Raw genomic sequence first — 20041 nt, forward strand, 5'->3', positions numbered from 1 at the left:
GCAAACTGATAACATCGCAAAATTGAAGAAATATAGAGTAACTATGTTTAATCAATTTTCCTTGTTCTAAGCTCGCTAATGAAGCTCTGAGTTGGGAAGAAATTTAATCAAATTGGTATTACTGGTATTGTTGTTGAAAATAACTTTCAATAATAAGTTTTGCAGATTCTGCATCAATATTGTCTTTCTTTAAATTTTTATAGCCACCACGTGAAAATAATTGTTCTTTAGCATCTGCGGTTGTTAATCTTTCATCCTGAAATTCAACCTTTAATCCAAAACGACCAGCTATACGGTTACCAAATTTTTTAGCATCTTTGGTTAGCTGTTGTTCAGTTCCATCCATGTTAAGTGGTAAACCTACCACAATGAAATCAGGCTGCCATTGTGTAATAAAGTTTGAGAGCTTATCCCAGTGAGGTATACCGTCCGTAGCTTTCACTGAACCTAAAGGAGAGGCGCTTCCAGTTATCTCTTGACCAATAGCAACGCCAATATATTTTTTACCAAAATCGAAACCGAGTATAGTTCGTTGACCTATTTTATTAGCCATTATGATTAAGCATGTCCAACGTCAGTCGATAGGTGCGCAATATCTATCCCAAGTTTTTTAGTCGCTTTTTGCCAACGTTGTTCAATTGGTGTATTGAACAAAATATCACTATCAGCATCAATGGTTAACCAAGAGTTAGCATGTAATTCAGCTTCTAGTTGACCAGGCCCCCAACCAGCATAACCCAGTGTTACCATGAATTGGTCGGGTGCTTTTTCTGTGCCTAATGCCATTAATATATCTTTTGATGTGGTAATCATTATGTCTTCACTTAATGCTAAAGAGCTTTTCCAGCCTGGCTGAGTACGATGTAGAACAAAACCACGGTTTTGAGAAATTGGACCGCCAGAAAGTACTAATTGCTCTAAACTGCTGTTTACTAGCGTATCGTCAGTATCACCTTTATTTTTAGCTGCAGATTCTTGTTCTATATGCTGATCTGATGCACTGTTTGCTCTTTTATTAGCATCATCACGGTCATTTTGCTCAATTTGTTTTAATAAGTCATGTAAAGTGATGTTAACAGGCATATTGATAATTAAACCCATTGCACCTTCATCATTATGTTCGCAAATGTAAGTCACCGTTTTATTGAAATAATCACTAGCTAAAGAGGGCATAGCAATTAAAAATTGATTTTCTAAACTTTTCATTTATTCACCTTATGCTAGGTTGTTTTACAACGTTAAAAATTATTTGCTATTAATATTTTGTTCAATAGCGTCCATTAATTTACCACTAATATTAATTGGGTAAGCTGCTTCTATTTCACGTATACAAGTAGGGCTAGTAACGTTAATTTCAGTAACTTTATCACCAATAATATCTAAACCAACAAAGAATAAACCTCGCTTTTTAAGTTCAGGCGCGATTGTTTCTGCAATCAATTTGTCTGTTGGGCTTAATGGTCTGGCTACACCGCGACCACCTGCCGCTAAGTTACCACGTGTTTCTCCTTGTGCTGGGATACGGGCTAAGCAATATGGCATTGGCTCGCCATTAACAATCAAAATTCGTTTGTCGCCATCAATTATTTCAGGCATGTATTCTTGTACCATTGCGTATTGTTGACCGTGATTTGTTAAGGTTTCTATAATCACACCAACATTTACATCATCTTCTTTAATACGGAAAATAGAAGAGCCGCCCATGCCATCAAGTGGTTTAATAATAATGTCTTTTAATTCTTGATGAAATGAACGGATTTGCGCATCATTTCTTGTTACTAACGTACGAGGTGTTAAGTCAGCAAACCATGCTGTAAAAAGTTTTTCATTACAATCACGCAAGCTTTGTGGTTTATTAACAATCAGGGTGCCTTCAACTTCTGCTCGTTCAAGTATATACGTAGCATAAATATACTCAGTATCAAAAGGAGGATCTTTACGCATTAAAATAGCATCAAGTTCATCGAGTGCAATATCTTGTTGATCAGATAATTCATACCAATGCTTAGCATCATCAAATACTTTTATTTTTTGAGTATTCGCGCGTGCTTGACCACGGTCAAGATATAAATCTTGCATTTCCATGTAATAAATTTCATATCCTCGGCTTTGAGCTTCTAACATCATTGCCATGGAAGAATCTTTAGCAACTTTAACCTTACTTATTGGATCCATTACGATGCCGAGTTTGATGGTTTTTGATTGAACTATTGTCATTTTATATCCTATCGTTGAATTATTTAGCCTTGTATGTGTATTAGGTTTGCTTCAAACACAAGGTCAAACCTATTGATGCCAATCAATGGTTATTGTAATCGTGTAGTCGAGTAGACAAGCAATAACAATAAGCTATGCTAAATCGCCAAAACGACACTGTAATGCTGTAATTGCGGTCAGTGCCGCAGTTTCTGTTCTTAAAATTCTAGGTCCTAGCAACACATCTTGGAAATTGGCTTGGTTTGCTTGTTTGATTTCATCATCACTTAAGCCTCCTTCTGAGCCAATGAGTAGTCTAACTCGTTTTTCTTTTTCAGAGGTTAATCGTGGTAAGGTCATAATAGAATGCTGAGCTTTTGGATGTAAATTCAGCTTCAACGCCTTAGCTTCTTGTGCCAACCATGCTTGTAATTGCATCGGTTGAGCAACCTCTGGCACAATACAACGGCCACTTTGTTCACAAGCACTGATCACAATTTTTTGCCATTGCTCATGTTTTTTTGCTAAGCGTTCTGGAGATAATTTTACGCCGCAACGCTCTGTAAATAGGGGCGTTATTTTATTAACGCCTAATTCTACGGATTTTTGTAGGGTAAAATCCATGCGATCTCCACGAGAAATCCCTTGACCTAAATGGATCTTAACGGGGGATTCATTGTTAATAAGCGTTTGGCTTAATATTTCGACATAAGCATGTTTCTTTTTAACCTCTACTAATTTAGCTGTATATTGCATGGCTTCTATGCCATTAAAAAGCGCAATAGTATCGCCTTCCACTAACCGTAACACTCTTACAATATGACCAAAGGCATCATCAGATAATTTCAATGTTTCGTGTAAAGTAAACTTACTATTTTGATAAATACGGGTCTTGGGCATGTTCTTAATATTAATTATCAGTTTGTGTTGATAGTTAAAAGATAAGGGCACAAGCAGTAAAAAACAATGCTGACATGAAACTATTTAGCTATTCCTGTTTATACATATTTAGTTTTTTATATGACCTAAAGATGGTTTTAAAAGCATTAGCACTAATAATTTAGAATTCTTAATCACTGCTATATCAGCTTTTCTATTCATCTCCTTGATATAAATCTTAAGACGCTTTTACCTGTTTAACCTAATAAACTTGCTACAACTGCAGTGCTACAGGTGTTTCTTTTTCTCTTCTATTTATTAATCATAAATTTTTAGATGCAAACCTAATTTGTTGAAGTTTTATTTTTATTATTATTTATCAATTAGTTATATCTTGTTGTGTTTGGTTTGCTATGTAGGGTGTGTTTTTGGCATAGCCTTTGCCCCTTAAATCAATATATTGAACTAATAACCGTAAAAATGAATAGTCATAATGCGGTTATTTATCGACAGGGAGTAGGTAAGTAAAGAATCATAAAATGATTGTTGCACAAGACTTTGTTTTTCATGTGTTTGCATTAAAAAAGAATATTAAACAATGATGGTAATTAGTTTAAATAGTTACTGTAAATCAAAAGTGTCTGTTGATTGTGCTGCAATCAGCTGACAGTTATCTCGCTTAAAAATAGAATTAGGAGTTTTATATGTCAGAACCCATTACCCGTTATCAAAATTTTGTCAATGGTCAGTTTACTGCTTTAGCAGGGGCCGAAATCGAGAATCATAACCCCTCAAATCAAAAATTGCTGTCGACCATTCCTCAATCAAATGAACAGGAAGTTGATTACGCTCTTAACTGCGCTAAAGATGCGCAAATAGCTTGGAGTTTAATGCCAGCTATTGAACGTGCGAGCTACCTTCGTAAAATAGCTCAAGGTATTCGTAAGAATGCTTCAGAGTTAGCACTCTGCATTACTAAAGAACAGGGAAAGGTATTGTCATTGGCAGAAGTAGAAGTCAACTTTACTGCTGATTACCTAGACTATATGGCCGAATGGGCTAGACGTATTGAAGGTGAAGTGATTACCAGTGATCGTGCTGGTGAAAATATATTTTTATTTCGTAAACCTTTAGGTGTTGTGGCTGGAATTCTACCTTGGAATTTTCCTTTTTTCTTAATTGCAAGAAAAATGGCGCCAGCCTTAATTATGGGAAATACCATTGTTTTAAAACCTAGTGAAGAAACCCCAAATAACTGTTATGAATTTGCAAAAATTGTAGCAGAATCTGGTTTGCCAGCGGGTGTATTTAATGTTGTCGGCGGTGATGGTGGTGGAGTTGGTCACCAACTAACGAGTGATAAACGGGTTAACATGATTAGTTTTACAGGTAGTGTTGATACTGGTAGCAGAATTATGGCTACGGCATCACAAAACATTACTAAACTTAATTTGGAACTGGGTGGTAAAGCACCAGCAATTGTACTTGATGACGCAGATATTGACTTAGCAGTGAAAGCGATTACCGCTTCAAGAGTTATCAATACTGGGCAAGTATGTAATTGTGCAGAACGCGTTTATGTACAACCTAATGTTGCTGATGAATTTATAAGTAAATTGAAAGTGTCTATGGAGCAGGTTACTTTTGGTGATCCTTTACTACAAGACAATCTTGATATGGGCCCATTAGTAAATAAAGTTGGTCTTGATAAAGTCGCACAAATGGTAGAGACAGCTCAAAGTCAAGGCGCTGAAGTTATAACGGGTGGTCACATTGCCGACCTTGGTGCCGGTTATCACTACAAACCAACCGTGTTAACAAACTGCAGTAATGATATGGAAATTATGAATAAAGAAATATTTGGTCCTGTACTACCCATTCAGATAGTGAGTGATTTATCAGAGGCAATTGCTATCGCTAATGCGAGTGATTATGGCTTAACCTCTTCTTTATATACTCGTGATATCAGTAAAGCAATGCAAGCCGCTAATCAGCTTAGTTATGGCGAAACTTATATTAATAGAGAAAATTTTGAGGCCATGCAAGGGTTTCATGCAGGTACCCGTAAATCAGGAATTGGTGGTGCGGATGGTAAACATGGTTTATATGAGTATTCGCATACACATGTTGTTTATATTCAGGCCTAAGTAAATTACGTTATAAAAATATAATAGGGTATTGAAAAGATAAAATCTTTTTCAATACCCCTTATGTTATTTGGAAATTTTTATTAACTAATGGAGTGAAAATGGAAAGATTTGAAGGTATATTACAGCGTTCTTCAGTGTCATTTTCTATCATTGATTCATTAGAACAATTCCCTCAATGGACAGCGCTGTATCGTTATCGTAATGATTTGAATGAGCATATATATATTCATCATTCATCTTTGATAGCAGGGTTAAACTGGCAATCAGTTTCTTTAGCATTAGCTACAGGAGTTCATCAGTCACAAGTTCGGGTATTTCATGCATTAATGGCTAATCGAGAAAGTGGCACGCTCATATTTGATTACGATATTCAGCAACAATTAAATCAAATTGATGATAATGAAAGTACAGTGGTTATTTTAGATAGACAGCAATTAATGGATAGTATGGAGTTTGTAGTAAAACAAATAGATGAGCTCAATAAGGATCAAAAACAGCGAAATATTTGTGTGATTCATCCTGCAGAGTTACCTTTGGGTACTCAGCTTTGTTTATACAGAGGAGTATAAGTTAAAAATTAACTACCTAATCAACCGCATTATTCTTCAAGTGATGACATTATCATACGTTCGCTTTAGTTAGTGGCGTAGTTAACTTGCCTACCTTACTATTAGGTTTTTAGACTAACATGATTTGAAAAGACAGTAAGGTAGGTAATACCAATTCTATTTTAAATATTCCTTATCTCTACAATAAGTATTTATTTGCCTGAAAAATTTAATTTATTTCTGCTGAGATTAAAATACTAAGGCATTAATCAAAATAGCCACAAGCGAATAACTAATTTATCGCTGCTACTTTTCACTGTACTTAGCTTCGAAATCTCACACAATTCTATTTTGTTTTGAAATATTTATAAGACAATTAGTTAGTATCTGGCTATCTGTTTTTTTCATCAAAATACTTAAGTTTAAAATTTTAATGAGAATGTGATGAGTATTTAAAAAGTGTCATTTATAAGAAATAGTGTCGCATCTTAATGCTACACCTGTGTACTCTTTAATTATTGTTTTTTTAAAACCAAAAATAAAATACACCTATATATCAATCATTTATTTGTTTTATTGAGTTTAATTCTCATTGGCATGCTAATTGAAATGTTAGTTATGCTAATAAAAAAACTTAAATGGAGAACAGATAATAATGAAATCTATAAAAATGAAATATATCAGTTGTTGTATCGGGGTCGTTGGATTAATTCCTGGATATTCAGTTTCAGCAGCGAATTTAACAACGCTTAACAAAAAAATAGACAACTATAAAACAGTTACCCATAAACGGTTAGTGGAAGCTTCACCAGAAGACTGGTTATTACCCAAAGGTAACTATGAAGGTTGGATGCATAGTAAGCTGAAAGAAATAAACTCAAAAAATGTTAGTAAGCTTAAACCTGTTTGGACTTATTCAACTAACTTAGATTCAGGTCATGAAGCTCCAGCTCAAATAAATAATGGCGTTATGTTTGTGGCTACGCCATACAATAATGTACTAGCATTGGATGCTAAAACTGGGCAATTGTATTGGCGTTATAAACATGACAACCCCAGCGACTTAAGTGTTATGCACAATACTAGCCGCGGCGTAGCATTGTGGGGTGATAAAGTTTATGTGGCTGGCTTAGATGGCACACTTAACGCTTTGGATGCAAAAACGGGTGAGCGTTTATGTCAAAGCCATATTGGTGATTGGAGTATTGGAGCGTACATTACCTCAGCTCCGACGCCAGTAAAAGGAAAGATTCTTGTTGGCCCTTCTGGTGGTGAGTATGGCGTACGTGGTTTCTTGGAAGCGATGGATGCTGAAACTTGTGAAACTGCTTGGAAAACATATAGTGTACCTGGCCCAGGTGAACCTGGTCATGAAACATGGAAAAAACAAGGGAAACGACCAGATGCGTGGAAATATGGCGGTGGCAGCATGTGGATGCCAGGCAATTATGATGCAGATGCCGATATTCTCTATTGGGGTGTAGGTAATGGTTCACCTTGGTTAGGCGATCAACGTCCTGGTGATAACTTGTATGTGGCATCTGCTCTGGCAATGAATCCAGATGACGGAAAAATTATGGGTCACTACCAATATCACTATAATGACTCTTGGGATTGGGCTGCGATGAATGCACCTATGCTAATTGATGGTATTAAAGATGGTAAGAAAAAGGTTAAAGGTTTAGTTTCTCCACAACGTAATGGCTACATGTATTGGTTAGAAAGAGATGGTAAAGGCAAAATTGATTATCTCGAAGGCAAACCGTTCGTAGCAAATAATGCATTTAAATCATTGGATCCTAAAACAGGTCGTCCAACCTATGATTATGATCACGTCCCTGTTACAGGTAAACGGGTTTCTTACTGTCCAAGTTTATGGGGTGGTAAAAACTGGCCTTACGAATCTTACAATCCTGATACTGGCATGATGTATGTTCCAGCAAACGACAACATTTGTAATTCATTTATAGGTAAATTCCAAGATGATGTTGAACCTGCTTCAGGCCAATTTTGGGCTGGCATAGATATCCCTGAGTTAGATGTATATTTGGCTGATAAGAAGAAAGGTGTAGGACAAATGCAAGCCTGGGATGTCAATAAGCGAGAAAAAGTATGGCAGCATAATTATGGTAAAACAATGAACTGGGGTCCTGTTTTATCTACCGCAGGAAATATAGTGTTTAGTGCTGGTACCAACGATCGCATATTAAGAGCCTTTAATGCTAAAACTGGTGAAGTGCTTTGGGAGTTCCCTTTAAACTCAACGGCTATTGCACCACCTGTCGCTTATGAAGTTGATGGCAAACAGTACATTGCTATAACCGCTGGTTACGGTGTTGACCCACATTGGACTAATGGTGTATTGGCAGCAAAAGACGAAACTGGAGAGTGGATAGCAGATGTGCCAGAAGGTGGCGTAATCTGGGTATTCGCATTACCTGACGCATAGTGTTTCTTAGGGGAGATGCTAGTCTCCCCCTTTACTTTTTTCAAATCAAAAAAATATATAACCAATTTAATAAGCTTCTGAAGTTCGAGGTATGTAGTGAAAGAAAAAAATAATATTAAGCATGATGATATAGAGCAAGTAACATGCTGTGGTTGTGCACAAGCCAATCAAAATCAAGTGACAGATAGTAAGCGACGTAATTTATTTAAATATCTTGCCCTTGCAATACCAACGGTAAGTTTTTTTAGTGGAAATGTTGCCATAGCTGCAATGAAAAAAAAGCCGCCGAAGTCTCCAGAAAGTAAGTTACCTCCGCAAGTGGGCGATCGCTTTACTTATCATAGTAAAAGATTACGGGGGCCGATAATAAAGGTGTCTGATTTAGTTGAGTTAGGTAAGCAAGTGCTCGTGGTACCTGTTGACTCTAATACGGGTGAAGTGCGAGATGGATCTCGTTATAACCAAATTCTTATTCAAAAGCTTTCAAAAGCGTCCTTATCTGAGGAAACTTTACGCTTATCAGCAGATGGCGTTGTTGCTTACACCGCTATTTGTACCCACAACGGTTGTCCAGTTACTGGGTGGGTTGAAGATGAAGAAAACTATATGTGTCCATGCCATCAATCAGTTTTTGATCCCAAAAATAACGGCGGAGTAGTCTCTGGACCTGCCCCAAGAAAATTGCCAGCATTAGCCTTAACAGTTGAGAACAATCAACTTGTAGTTGCTGCAGAGTTTGATAGTTGGATCGGATTTGGCAAACCACCACAGTGAGCAAACTGAACCAGTTAACAGTAGTTAAAGTTAATTACATACTACTCAATAGATAATATAAGAGAGTCAATTATGAATAAAGTAAGTGTTAGTTTAATTGTTTTATCACAAATTCTTTTGGGGTTTACTACATCAACAACAGTTTTTGCCGCAGCAAAACCAATTTCTGGAGTGAATTGCAATGGTGGTTTTTTTGTGAGAACCCCTGATAAACATATTCATTGGATTGATGAAAAAACTGAAGAGCATGTGGAAGTGTATGATGAAAGTGATGATATATATGCAATGGCTCAATGTGGTACAGGTGTTATTACTGTTTTTGAAAAGCAATTGAATGGAGAGCAAGAATACAACGCAATTTATAGCCCAAATTGTATGAATATTGGCAGTGAAGCAGGCTTGTCAACACAGATTTATCAAGGCAATGAGAAGATTAACAGGATTGACTCTAATAACAGTAAGTTGGAAATCCGATTTGTAAACAACACTTATTTACGAGGTGACTCTTGTGCATCAGTTCATGCTGAAAGATAAATTGAAAAAGTGCACTTTAGGGCACATTGAAATGGTTAAACAGTTTATCTGTTTAGCCGCCGCTTTTTTATTTTTACTCAGCTGTGCTGATAATAAAAATACAACTCAGGCAAAAACAAATACTGATCGAGTGATGCTAAGGACAGTACTGGATAAGTTAGAACAAACTTATCCTCTATTACCTACCGTAGTTGAAAAGTCAACATCTTCTCCGCTTTTTACCCTTGGCAAAGAATTATTTTTTAGTCGCTCATTGAGCGGCAATAAAGATGTTGCCTGTGCAAGTTGTCATCACCCTTATTTAGCAGGGGGAGATAAATTAAGTCTTCCTGTTGGTGAAGCAGCTTATGATCCAGAGTTACTTGGACCAGGACGATGGCATGATTGGCAGTCTTCTGGTGAGCCAAAGGCCGATGGTGCGCCAAATGTCGCGCGTCATTCACAAAGTACATTTAATGCTTCATTATACAATCGGGCGATGTTTTATGATGGTCGTGTTTTTGTATTAGACAATGAATCTAAGAATAGTGGTGAAGGTCAGAACCATCGCACGCCAGATAGTAATTTATGGCAAGCAGACATTTCCGCAGGCAATGATCTTTTAGCTAGCCAAACTCGTTTTCCTATTGTTTCAAATGATGAAATGCTAGGCTACAATTTTGCCACTTCGCAAACTCACGAAGGGGTTCGTGATGCACTTGTTGAAAGAATGAAACAAAATGATAAAAATCAATCTTGGTTAGCCTTATTCCGAGAAGCGTTTAGCGTACCTAATGGCACTGTTGATTCGTTAATTAATTTTAGTAATATTGAAAAGGCCATTTCTTACTATCAATCTACTCAAGTGTTGATAGATAACGACTGGTATGCCTATGTTAAAGGAAATGAAGATGCCTTGACTAACTTAGAAGTTGAAGGTGCATTGTTATTTTTTAATAAATCAAAACAAGGTGGCGCTGATTGTGTTGCTTGTCATACACCTCCTTTCTTCTCTGATGAAGAATTTCATAATATTGCCGTACCACAGTTAGGCAAGGGCAAGCAGCCAAACGGCGAAGATTACGGTCGTCGTAATGTGAGTCAAAATGATAATGACAGGTTCGCATTTAGGACACCCAGCTTACTGAATGTGACTGCTACAGCACCATATACACATTCAGGTGCATTTACTGATTTATCTGATGTCATCGCACACCATATAGATCCTGCCAGTTCCATTGAAAATTTTGACTATAGTTTCTCTAATAATCCGCAAATGAAATATGTGAGTGGTTATTACCCACAAACTAGAGAACATTCGCAAAAACCCCTTGAGCTTTTACTTGAACAACAAAAAAATGGAGTGAGTCAACTCGCTAGTAATGTAAAAATTGACAACCATCAAAGGGAGGCTATAGCAGCATTCCTTAATACGCTTACTGATCCTTGTTTAAATGATCAAGATTGTCTTGCTGTTTGGGTGCCGAATGAACATGAAACTGCTCCCGATTCTTTGCGGTTAAACGCCAAAATAGGCGATTTTACCCCGCCACCTAAACCTTTAGCTAGCTTGAATAAAACCACCATTAATAATTCTCAATATGCCGTTAAATCTTCAAGCACGATAAAAGCGATTATCCTTGAGTCGGACTTGTTTGGTTGTAAAGCTTCTAAACCAAACAAAGTTGAAAATAAAACTCATAAGTTTAAGGAGGTGGCTTTGAGTTCAGGGTTAACTAAACGTCACCATATATCGTGGCCACTTTATAATTTACAATCGGCACAACGTTTAATCTTTAGCGGTGGAGTCGCCGCTGGAGATGTTGATGGTGATTGTTGGCCCGATATTTTTCAGCCAACAGGTGACGGTTCAGCTGATGTTTTATATAGAAATAACCGCGATGGCAGTTTTTCTGATATATCTAAAAAATGGGGCATCACTTCTAAAGAGTTATCTAATGGGGTAGCTATGGTAGATATTGATGGTGATAGTGATTTAGACATCATTACCTCGAACCTAATTCACCCTAACTTATCTTCTGTTACAGGTAAACTGGCGGGTGATAAACATAGTCAAAATCCAACTTTATATATTAATCATAATAATGAAAAATTTATCCCCATAAAAAACTCTGGGATTGCTGCTCAATTAACCAGTTGGTCATTCGCTTTTGCTGATTATGATTTGGACGGTGATTTAGATGCGCTTACGACCCATTGGCGTGGGCCTGGTTTAGGAGGACAGCAGCCCAATCATTTATGGGAGAACGTTAGCACCGACGATTCTTTGATGTTTGTGCCAGCAGACAAACAGGCAGATTTAATGGAAATGGTCGGAAATACTGATTTTACATTTACAGGGGCATTTTCAGATATTGATGATGATGGTTACCCTGATTTGCTAATGGCGGCTGATTTTGAAACTAGTCAAGTGTACAAGAATAGTGGCAATGGCAGTTTTGAAAAAACTACCCATCTTTCACAGATCACAGATAAAAATGGGATGGGAAGTGCGGTTGCAGACTATGATAACGATGGTGATCTTGATTGGTTTGTAAGTAGTGTGTCAGATCCTAATGGTGTTGCAGAAGGTAGTTGGGGAACCGAAGGAAATCGCTTATACAATAATCAAAATGGACAATTTATTGATGTAACAGATGATGCTGGTGTTGCTGAAGGCTTATGGGCATGGGGTGCTTGCTTTGCCGATTTTAATAATGATCAGTGGCCAGATATTTTTCATGTCAATGGTTTTGATTTGGACAGTGAGTTACGTAAACATTTGGGAAACCCTTTTGCTTATATGAAATTAAAACGCTCCATGCAAGAGTTTGCCAATACACCAAGCCGATTATTTATGTCTAATCAAGATGGCAGTTTTACTGAGCAAAGTAGTGAACTGGGCATTACAGATACGTTGTCAGGGCGAGGTGTTGCTTGTTTAGATTACGATAGAGATGGTGATGTTGATATTCTTGTCAGTAATCATCAAGATCGATTACTGTTATATAAAAATAATGCATCCTCAGCTGATGGTCATGGATTTGTTCATTTGACCTTGCAAGGAATAGGTAAAAATACACAGGCTATAGGTGCAAAAGTCTATGTAACCGCTAATGGTATAACGCAATACCAAGAGGTTCGTTCTGGCGGTAGTTTTATATCTAGTGCTCCAGCTGAATTACATTTTGGTTTAGCAGATGCTGATATTATTGATAAAATTCGTATTGTTTGGTCTGGAGCTGAGCAGTTTGAGAGTGTGCTTGACTCTATCACTATCAATAAGTTTTACACAATTAGGCAGACAGACAAATTTAAAGATTAAAAGAAAAATTAACGATTTAGAGCGATGATAATGTCTTTAAAAGGTACAGGTATTATAGGGAATAAGTGCTATTTATTTCAGAGCAGTGTTGTAGATATTTTGGGCTATTTGTGACCCAAATTTTTATAAACAATTTTTACTTTTTGTTTTGAAGTATTGATAAGGTATTTGGTTACAGTCAATATTAAAAATGGCTAAAGCATCGCTACATCTGTTGCGTGAAACACTACAGGTGTCCTATGAAATGTCCCATTTTGCAAAGATTTTTTAGCTAAAAGGAAAGTAATAGAGTAATGACACCTGTAAACATGTAGTTGAAATATTAGTGTGGGGTTAATAAAACTGTAGGATAGAAAGGAATCGATACGATTGATTTTATATCTGGCTCAGTATTTGCTGTTATTATCGCTAATACATTTTATGAGTCAGGAGAATAATAATGATACCTAAATATCCGGCCAATAGAAAAATTAGTGATGTTGTTGCTTATGTTACGGGGAACTTTAAACAAAGAGCTATTAAACCTGAATCTATGATCATAGATTCATGGGAGCGGTGCTACAGTGATTATCAACTTGATCCAGATTCTGATAATGAAAAAATTGTACTGACGTCACATGAATTAAATAATCATCAACAGTTAATGGGCGATTATTTTAAAATAGCTGCTGATGGTGTGAATAGTTTTGGTTGTGCGCTAAATCAAGCTGGCTTAGCTGTATTGCTTGCGGATAGTCAAGGAATTACTGTAGCGAAGCGATTACCTAGTGCAGGATCAGAACTTTTTGAGTCAAGAGGGTTTTTATTAGGATCTTGTTGGAATGAAAAAGTATCTGGAACGAATGCTATAGGTATGTCATTAGTAGAAAAGCAGCCTTTAATTGTACATGGCCAAGAACATTATAATAGAAACAGTGGAAAACTTAGTTGCTCGGTAGCACCTATTTTTGATTCATTGGGGAACTTTATGGGGTGTCTTAATGCCTCATGTTTAGGTGCAAGTGGAGGAAAAGAAACACAGTTTTTAACACTTAAACTGGTCACCATGTATGCCAGAATGATTGAAAATAGTTATTTTTATCACTTTCATCGTAATAATATTATTATCGCTATAAATCCTAGAAATAACTTTGGTGAAGAAGGGCAAGAATGCTTAATTGCTTTGAGTGAGAGTGGCAATATCATTGGAGCCAATCGAAATTCATTTGCTCAATATGCAATGTTATTTTCGGGTGATTTAATTGGTAAAAAAATAGAGGTATTATTAAATGTATCAATTGAAAAACTACAAAATAATACTAATGGAGGATTAACAGACTCTTTAATTACAATAGGTAATAGTGAAGAACAATTTAAGTTACAACTTCATTCTCCTATACGATTTTTCAATAAAAGTAATGCGTTGGTTAAAACTAGAAATGAAATAAAAAAATCACATCATGGCCACCCTTCATTAGATCAACTTAAAGGTAATGATCAAGGTGTTGTTGCCAGTATTACTCGCATTAGAAAAATAATAAATCAAGATATTCCTATTCTTCTTCAAGGAGAAACAGGCACAGGTAAAGAAGCCTTTGCAAGAGCAATTCATGATGAGAGTGACCGAGCTAATGGTCCTTTTATAGCCCTTAATTGTGCAGCAATACCTGAGTCGTTGATAGAAAGTGAATTATTTGGTTATCAAAATGGTACTTTCACTGGTGCACGTAAAAATGGTATGAAAGGTAAGCTTAGTCAAGCTAACGGGGGCACAATTTTTCTTGATGAGATTGGTGATATGCCAATTCAATTACAAACCCGTTTACTGCGCACGCTTGCCGAAAAAGAGGTTTTACCGTTGGGTGCCGAGGTTCCTGAAGTATTAGATGTTAAGGTGATTTCGGCGACTCACCAAAATTTACAGGAACAAATAAAAAATAGAGCCTTTAGAGAGGACTTCTTTTATCGACTAAATGGCATGTCTTTGAAACTACCGTCGTTAAGAGATCGCAGTGATAAAGATGAGGTTATTACTTCCGTATTAAAATCAGAGAATACATCGTTTGATGATATTCAGTTTGAGCGTCAGGCCTATCAATTTTTGCTAGATTATTCGTGGCCAGGTAATATAAGACAACTAAAAAATGTGCTCAAATATGCCTTGGCTATAAAGGAAGGCTCAACTATTACGCTTAATGATTTTCCTGCTGATATAATCAATAGTTCTTCTGTCATTAATCCCGTTTCCGTAAACGATAATCAAAGCAATCCTACTTTAAATTGTGATGATCAAGATGCTAACCTTTTACTTAATTCATTACGCTTGCATAAATGGAATGTTACAGGAGTTGCAGAAGAATTAGGGATTTGTCGATCGACTATTTATCGAAAAATGAAAAAATTCAATATAGTTCAACCGAATGATATTTTTTAGTTTGGGTTGAGCTGATTTAGTTGTTAATTTATTATTTTTCATTGAATTTAATATTCCAAGTAGAGAAGCGATGCTTCTGTACTTGGAGGATAAAAAATAGTAGTGAAAACGCCAATTTTTCTATCTCTCAGCAATAATGATTGCCCCTTCTGTGGTTACATTGGTGAAAACCTAAGATTAGAATTATTAAGGGTAAGTTGAGCGAATGTTGGCCTGTTAAATTTTAACCACTACAAACAGTTTCAATCTACAATTTTAAACTATCATGTTCTTTGATAACAGACCTCAATACTCCATTTTTTTACTCTCTAATTACACGCATTATTCTTTTGCTCTCAGCTTATTTCTCTATACACAGCTGTTGCAATTCGCAAACTCCTCGCTACACCTGTTCTAATAAAAACGTAATTTTACGGTTGGTATAATTAATAGAAAACAAATTAAAAATAAAAATTATGATTTAAAATCAATAGGTAATGCTCTTTTTACGCATTTTTTCTAACTGTTTTTTTATTTGGCACAAGCATTGCGATATGAAACCAGTATCAAAAAAACAATCACTAAAAAGGGGAAGAATATGAAAAAAACAATTATTGCCGCTAATTTAGCTACTTTACTAGCATTGGGTGCAACGGCTACTCAAACTCAAGCAGTTGAATTTATGGATGGTAAACTTCAAATTAATGGCGCTGCTATGCAATCTTGGCAATCAGCCATAGAAGTTGACGGTGCAGCAAGAGCTCCAGAAGATCAAGATAGCGGATTCCATCGTTTACGTTATGCACTGACGTTTAATGCACAATTGACAGACTCTATTTCAGTATTCGCTGAATTAGCGGAAGAGCCAGATGACAATGGCAATTTTAATATTGCACAAGATTTAGCTTGGATCCAATTCGAAAAAGGTGGATTAGGTCTTAGAGTTGGTAATGTAATTTCTACTACTCAAAACTTCATTGAGTATTCAGATGGTGCTGCTGTTCAAAGTAATCCATTAATCGGTAACAGCCCTGTAGATATGATTACAGCAGAAGAAGGCCTTTGGCTTTACGGTTCATCAGACAATTATACTTGGGATGCTGTTGTAAGTAAGCCTAGCTTTGGCACCGATTTTAGTAAAGATTCGGGTTACAACTTTGGTTTACGCGGTACTTTTGGTTTTGATAATGGCTTATCTTTTGGTGCAGGTCTTTTTCTTACTAATGCTGATTTAGATTGCGGAACTGACACTTGTACTGATCCAGGTGGCGCACCAATTGGTGCACTTATTGGTATTGGTGATGGCGATATCTATGAATTTGGTACCGATACTGGCGGTGTAACGGGTACACCAGGTCGTGGTAGCCACTTTGCTATTGTCCCAGGTATTAATGCTACTATTTGGCAATTAGACGTTCAATATGAAACGGATAATTTGAAATTAAATGCCTATTATGGTCAAGCTCAAGATGATTATAGCTGGGCTGATTCTGGTATTGCTGGATATCGTCCAGTATCTGCTAGCTTTACCCAGCAAGATTCTGAAGTTAGCTTCATGAGTTTTAAAGCCAAATATGATATTAACAAAAATATCTACCTTGCAGCACGTTATTCACAATCGACTAATGAATCAACTGGAATTTCAGGTGACGATAGCTTAGATCGTATTCAACTAGGTTTAGGTTACAGAATCGAAGACAATGTATTGTTAAAGTTAGAATATGTTAAACAAACAGAGGAGGCGTTTTCTGGTGGTCAAGCTACTGATGGTACTGGTGAAGCTGAATGGGATGGCGTAGTAGCTGAACTATCAGTTACTTTCTAAAGTACAGCTTTAATTTAGCGTACAACTTTAAAGTAACCCTCTTGTAATGTATAGCAACATGGCTAGAGGGTCACTTAACTTTAATTAAAAAGAGATTATTATGAAAGAAATAACAGCAACATCGTTAAGTATTGCCCTTGTGGGTGCATTGGCCACTTGGATTGCCTTTGGCCCTTTATCTGGATATATATTGATTTGGGCTGTTTTTATTGCTTGGGCAGGTTTTGCTGCTTTAGGCGGAGATAACCAGGCATTAAAAAGTACTGTTATTTGTGGTGTTTTTGGTGTGATAGTAGGCTGGATTGCTGCTTTTATTGTTCTAACTGTTCCCTTAGGTGAGACATTAGGTATGCCACTGTGGAGTGCAATTGTTGTTGGTTTTACTGCTTTTTCGGTTGTGTTTGCATCAAATTTTCAAATTTTTAGCGCTGTACCGGCTTCAGTTTTATCGTACGCAGCTACTTTTGCTTACCTGTTACAAACCGATGAAAGAATGTCTCTGGTTACCTTAACTAATATAAATTTTGACAACCCATTATTGCTAATATCTTTATCCGTTATTTTCGGCGGTCTATTTGGAAAGTTATCTGTGATAGGTGCTGGCTTTATGGTCAGGAAAGCATAGAAGCATAAAAAGGATATAAAGATGTTACAACAATTTCCAATTTCAGTTATTACTACGGCTTGCTTTTCAATGATAAGTTGTTCTGTGCTTGCGGCAGCTGATCATGCTGATCGATCTAATACAAAAAATAATGATGTTACTGAAATCATTGTTGTCACTGGCAGTCTTCAGCAATCTGACCTTCTTACTTTAGCGGGTAATATTGATCGTATATCGCGTGAAGATATTGCCTCAGTTAGCTCTGTACACCCCAGTGATATTTTAAACAGAGCAACAGGTGTACACGTTCAAACCAATAATGGTATGGAATCACTACCTTCCTTACGTTCTCCTGTTTTAACTGGCCCTGGAGCTGCGGGCGCTTTTTTATTTCTTGAAGATGGTATTGCTACCCGTGCGGCTGGTTTTGCTAATAACAATGGGTTATCAGAATTAAACCTTGCTCAAGCAAAAGAAATTGAAATAATTCGAGGCCCTGCTAGCGCTACTTATGGATCAAATGCAGTACATGGTGTGATTAATGTGTTATCAAAAGACCCAAGTGAAAAAGGTAATATGACTATTATTGGGGGGCCAAATGATAGCTATCAACTACATGGTAGTGGTGGCATTGAAATGGGCAAACATGGTGTTGGTGCTAATATCCAAGCGGTTAATGATGGCGGATTTAGGGATAACAGTGATTTTCAATCATTGAAACTTGGATTGCGTCATGATTATCAAAGTGGGGTAGACCACTTCAGAACCACCATATCAGGCTTTAATCTTGATCAAAAAACCGCAGGGTATATTTCATCTGATGATAATGGTGGTGGTTGTTACGCATCAACTTATGAAGCCGAAACTTTATATAAAGATACTGATGTAATGAGAAAAAACTGCGATGATGATGCTTATCGTAAGTGGACATCATTGCGTATAGTGACAAACTGGCAGCGAGAGTTAACTGAGGTAACAAGTTTAAGTATTACACCTTATTTTCGTATTAATGAAATGGAGTTCAGCCAACACTATTTGCCCTCAAGAGCCATAGAAGAAAATAGTCATTACAGTCTAGGTCTAGTAAGTAACTATAATTGGCAAGTAAGCCAAGAGTTGTCTTTAACTATGGGGCTTGATGTTGACTGGACTCATGGTAAATTAACCGAAACTCAAAAGAACGTTGATAGTTATAGTTACGGTAAAGCACGCCAACAAGGGTTGCATTATGATTATGAAGTACAAGCAACAACTATTGCTCCTTATATTCAGGGTGACTGGCAGTTAAATGACAATTTTGTGCTAACAGGTAGTTTACGATTTGATGCCACCGAGTATGACTATGACAATTTGATAGCCGACGGAACAACTAAGGCTGATGGTAGCTCATGTGTTGATAATAATGAATCACCTATAGGTTGTTTATACCAAAAGCCAAGTGACAGTGTTGATAGTTTTGATAATACCAGCGCTAAATTAGGTTTTAATTACCGCATAAACAAGCATGTGGCATTATTTGCTGATTGGACACAAGGGTTTCGAGCGCCACAAACTACAGATATATATCGATTACAAAATCAGCAAGTTGTTGGTGAGGTTAATTCTGAAAAGATTGACAGCACAGAAATAGGTATTCGAGGTGTTACCGCTAACTTAACCTATGAACTTGTGGGATATTATATGACGAAGAAAAACTTTTTCTTTCGTGATGCCAGTGGCCTAAATGTGACTGATGGTGAAACTTCTCATCAAGGAATTGAACTTGGGTTTGATTATAATATTTCTAACCATTTTAATATTGCTGCAAATTATACTTATGCACAGCATGAATATGAATTTGATCGCGAGAATAGCGGTGTTATTAATGGTAATGAAATTGATACAGCCCCCAAGCATCTTGGTAATGTTAGGTTTGCCTGGAAACCAACGCCATTAAGTGAAATTGAATTAGAGTGGTTATATATGGGGAAATACTTCTTGGATCCTGCCAATGAGCATGAATATGCAGGTCATGACTTGTTGCAGTTGAGAGGCTCATTACAAGTGAGTAGCAATCTCAATATTTTTGCTCGTATTGAAAATTTAACCGATGAAAAATATGCCAGCCGTGCAGATTTTGCTTTTGGTTCCTACCGATTTTTTGGTGGTCAACCCCGTGCATTACACGTGGGGGCCTCTATTAATTTTTAACGATATATTACTCATTACTAATTACTAATTACTAATATAGCTCTCCTTTTCTTTTAAAAAGTCGACTAACTCATTAGCCGACTTTTTCATGTTTTAATTAATAACCTTTGAAAACATATACTAACCCCCTAATTTGAATTTATTCTCGATTAGAGTAATATTAGCTGTTAGGTTAGATGTTTTTATATACATTATC

14 protein-coding genes are annotated in these 20041 nt (G+C 36.7%); 10 read left to right on the plus strand and 4 right to left on the minus strand.

The annotated features are described in order from the left end of the window. Nucleotides 1–118: 118 nt before the first annotated feature. The 4 genes from ruvX to rsmE form a co-directional block, all read right to left on the minus strand. Nucleotides 119–553, minus strand: a complete 435-nt coding sequence (gene ruvX, locus ACE1OF_RS17495; RefSeq protein ID WP_448896041.1) for a Holliday junction resolvase RuvX — start codon at nucleotides 551–553, stop codon at nucleotides 119–121. A 5-nt stretch (nucleotides 554–558) separates the two neighbouring features. Further along, entirely contained in the window at nucleotides 559–1206 is a 648-nt protein-coding gene (locus ACE1OF_RS17500; RefSeq protein ID WP_448896042.1) for a YqgE/AlgH family protein, read from the minus strand. Between the two features lie 39 nt (nucleotides 1207–1245). Then, nucleotides 1246–2217 carry a glutathione synthase gene (gene gshB / locus ACE1OF_RS17505; protein ID WP_448896043.1) on the minus strand — a complete coding sequence of 324 codons (972 nt, stop codon included), beginning with the start codon at nucleotides 2215–2217 and terminating at the stop codon, nucleotides 1246–1248. 132 nt (nucleotides 2218–2349) lie between these two features. Continuing rightward, complete coding sequence (rsmE, locus tag ACE1OF_RS17510) at nucleotides 2350–3096, minus strand: 16S rRNA (uracil(1498)-N(3))-methyltransferase (protein WP_448896044.1); 747 nt, start codon at nucleotides 3094–3096, stop codon at nucleotides 2350–2352. Nucleotides 3097–3779: 683 nt separating this feature from the next. Between rsmE and aldA the strand changes: the two genes are divergently transcribed. The 10 genes from aldA to ACE1OF_RS17560 all read left to right on the plus strand — a co-directional run bounded on the left by aldA (nucleotide 3780) and on the right by ACE1OF_RS17560 (nucleotide 19845). After that, nucleotides 3780–5222, plus strand: a complete 1443-nt coding sequence (gene aldA / locus ACE1OF_RS17515) for an aldehyde dehydrogenase (protein ID WP_448896045.1) — start codon at nucleotides 3780–3782, stop codon at nucleotides 5220–5222. Between the two features lie 101 nt (nucleotides 5223–5323). Further along, nucleotides 5324–5794 (plus strand): hypothetical protein, encoded by a 471-nt coding sequence (locus ACE1OF_RS17520; protein WP_448896046.1) that lies wholly within the window; start codon nucleotides 5324–5326, stop codon nucleotides 5792–5794. A gap of 634 nt (nucleotides 5795–6428) precedes the next feature. Continuing rightward, nucleotides 6429–8222 (plus strand): PQQ-dependent dehydrogenase, methanol/ethanol family, encoded by a 1794-nt coding sequence (locus tag ACE1OF_RS17525; RefSeq protein WP_448896047.1) that lies wholly within the window; start codon nucleotides 6429–6431, stop codon nucleotides 8220–8222. Between the two features lie 96 nt (nucleotides 8223–8318). After that, nucleotides 8319–8996: a QcrA and Rieske domain-containing protein gene (locus tag ACE1OF_RS17530; RefSeq protein ID WP_448896049.1), complete on the plus strand. Its 678-nt coding sequence runs from the start codon at nucleotides 8319–8321 to the stop codon at nucleotides 8994–8996. 72 nt (nucleotides 8997–9068) lie between these two features. Beyond that, complete coding sequence (locus ACE1OF_RS17535) at nucleotides 9069–9530, plus strand: hypothetical protein (RefSeq protein WP_448896050.1); 462 nt, start codon at nucleotides 9069–9071, stop codon at nucleotides 9528–9530. Continuing rightward, entirely contained in the window at nucleotides 9505–12834 is a 3330-nt protein-coding gene (locus ACE1OF_RS17540) for an FG-GAP-like repeat-containing protein (protein ID WP_448896052.1), read from the plus strand. The genes ACE1OF_RS17535 and ACE1OF_RS17540 overlap by 26 nt, the downstream gene beginning before the upstream one ends. Nucleotides 12835–13273: 439 nt before the next feature. Then, complete coding sequence (locus tag ACE1OF_RS17545) at nucleotides 13274–15247, plus strand: sigma-54-dependent Fis family transcriptional regulator (protein ID WP_448896054.1); 1974 nt, start codon at nucleotides 13274–13276, stop codon at nucleotides 15245–15247. Between the two features lie 577 nt (nucleotides 15248–15824). Continuing rightward, entirely contained in the window at nucleotides 15825–17051 is a 1227-nt protein-coding gene (locus tag ACE1OF_RS17550) for a hypothetical protein (RefSeq protein WP_448896055.1), read from the plus strand. Between the two features lie 100 nt (nucleotides 17052–17151). Beyond that, nucleotides 17152–17676, plus strand: coding sequence for a DUF1097 domain-containing protein (locus ACE1OF_RS17555; RefSeq protein WP_448896056.1), 525 nt, complete (start codon nucleotides 17152–17154; stop codon nucleotides 17674–17676). A 21-nt stretch (nucleotides 17677–17697) separates the two neighbouring features. Next, nucleotides 17698–19845, plus strand: a complete 2148-nt coding sequence (locus tag ACE1OF_RS17560; protein WP_448896057.1) for a TonB-dependent receptor — start codon at nucleotides 17698–17700, stop codon at nucleotides 19843–19845. The last annotated feature ends 196 nt before the right edge of the window (nucleotides 19846–20041 follow it).

The organism is Colwellia sp. E150_009 (assembly GCF_053543955.1).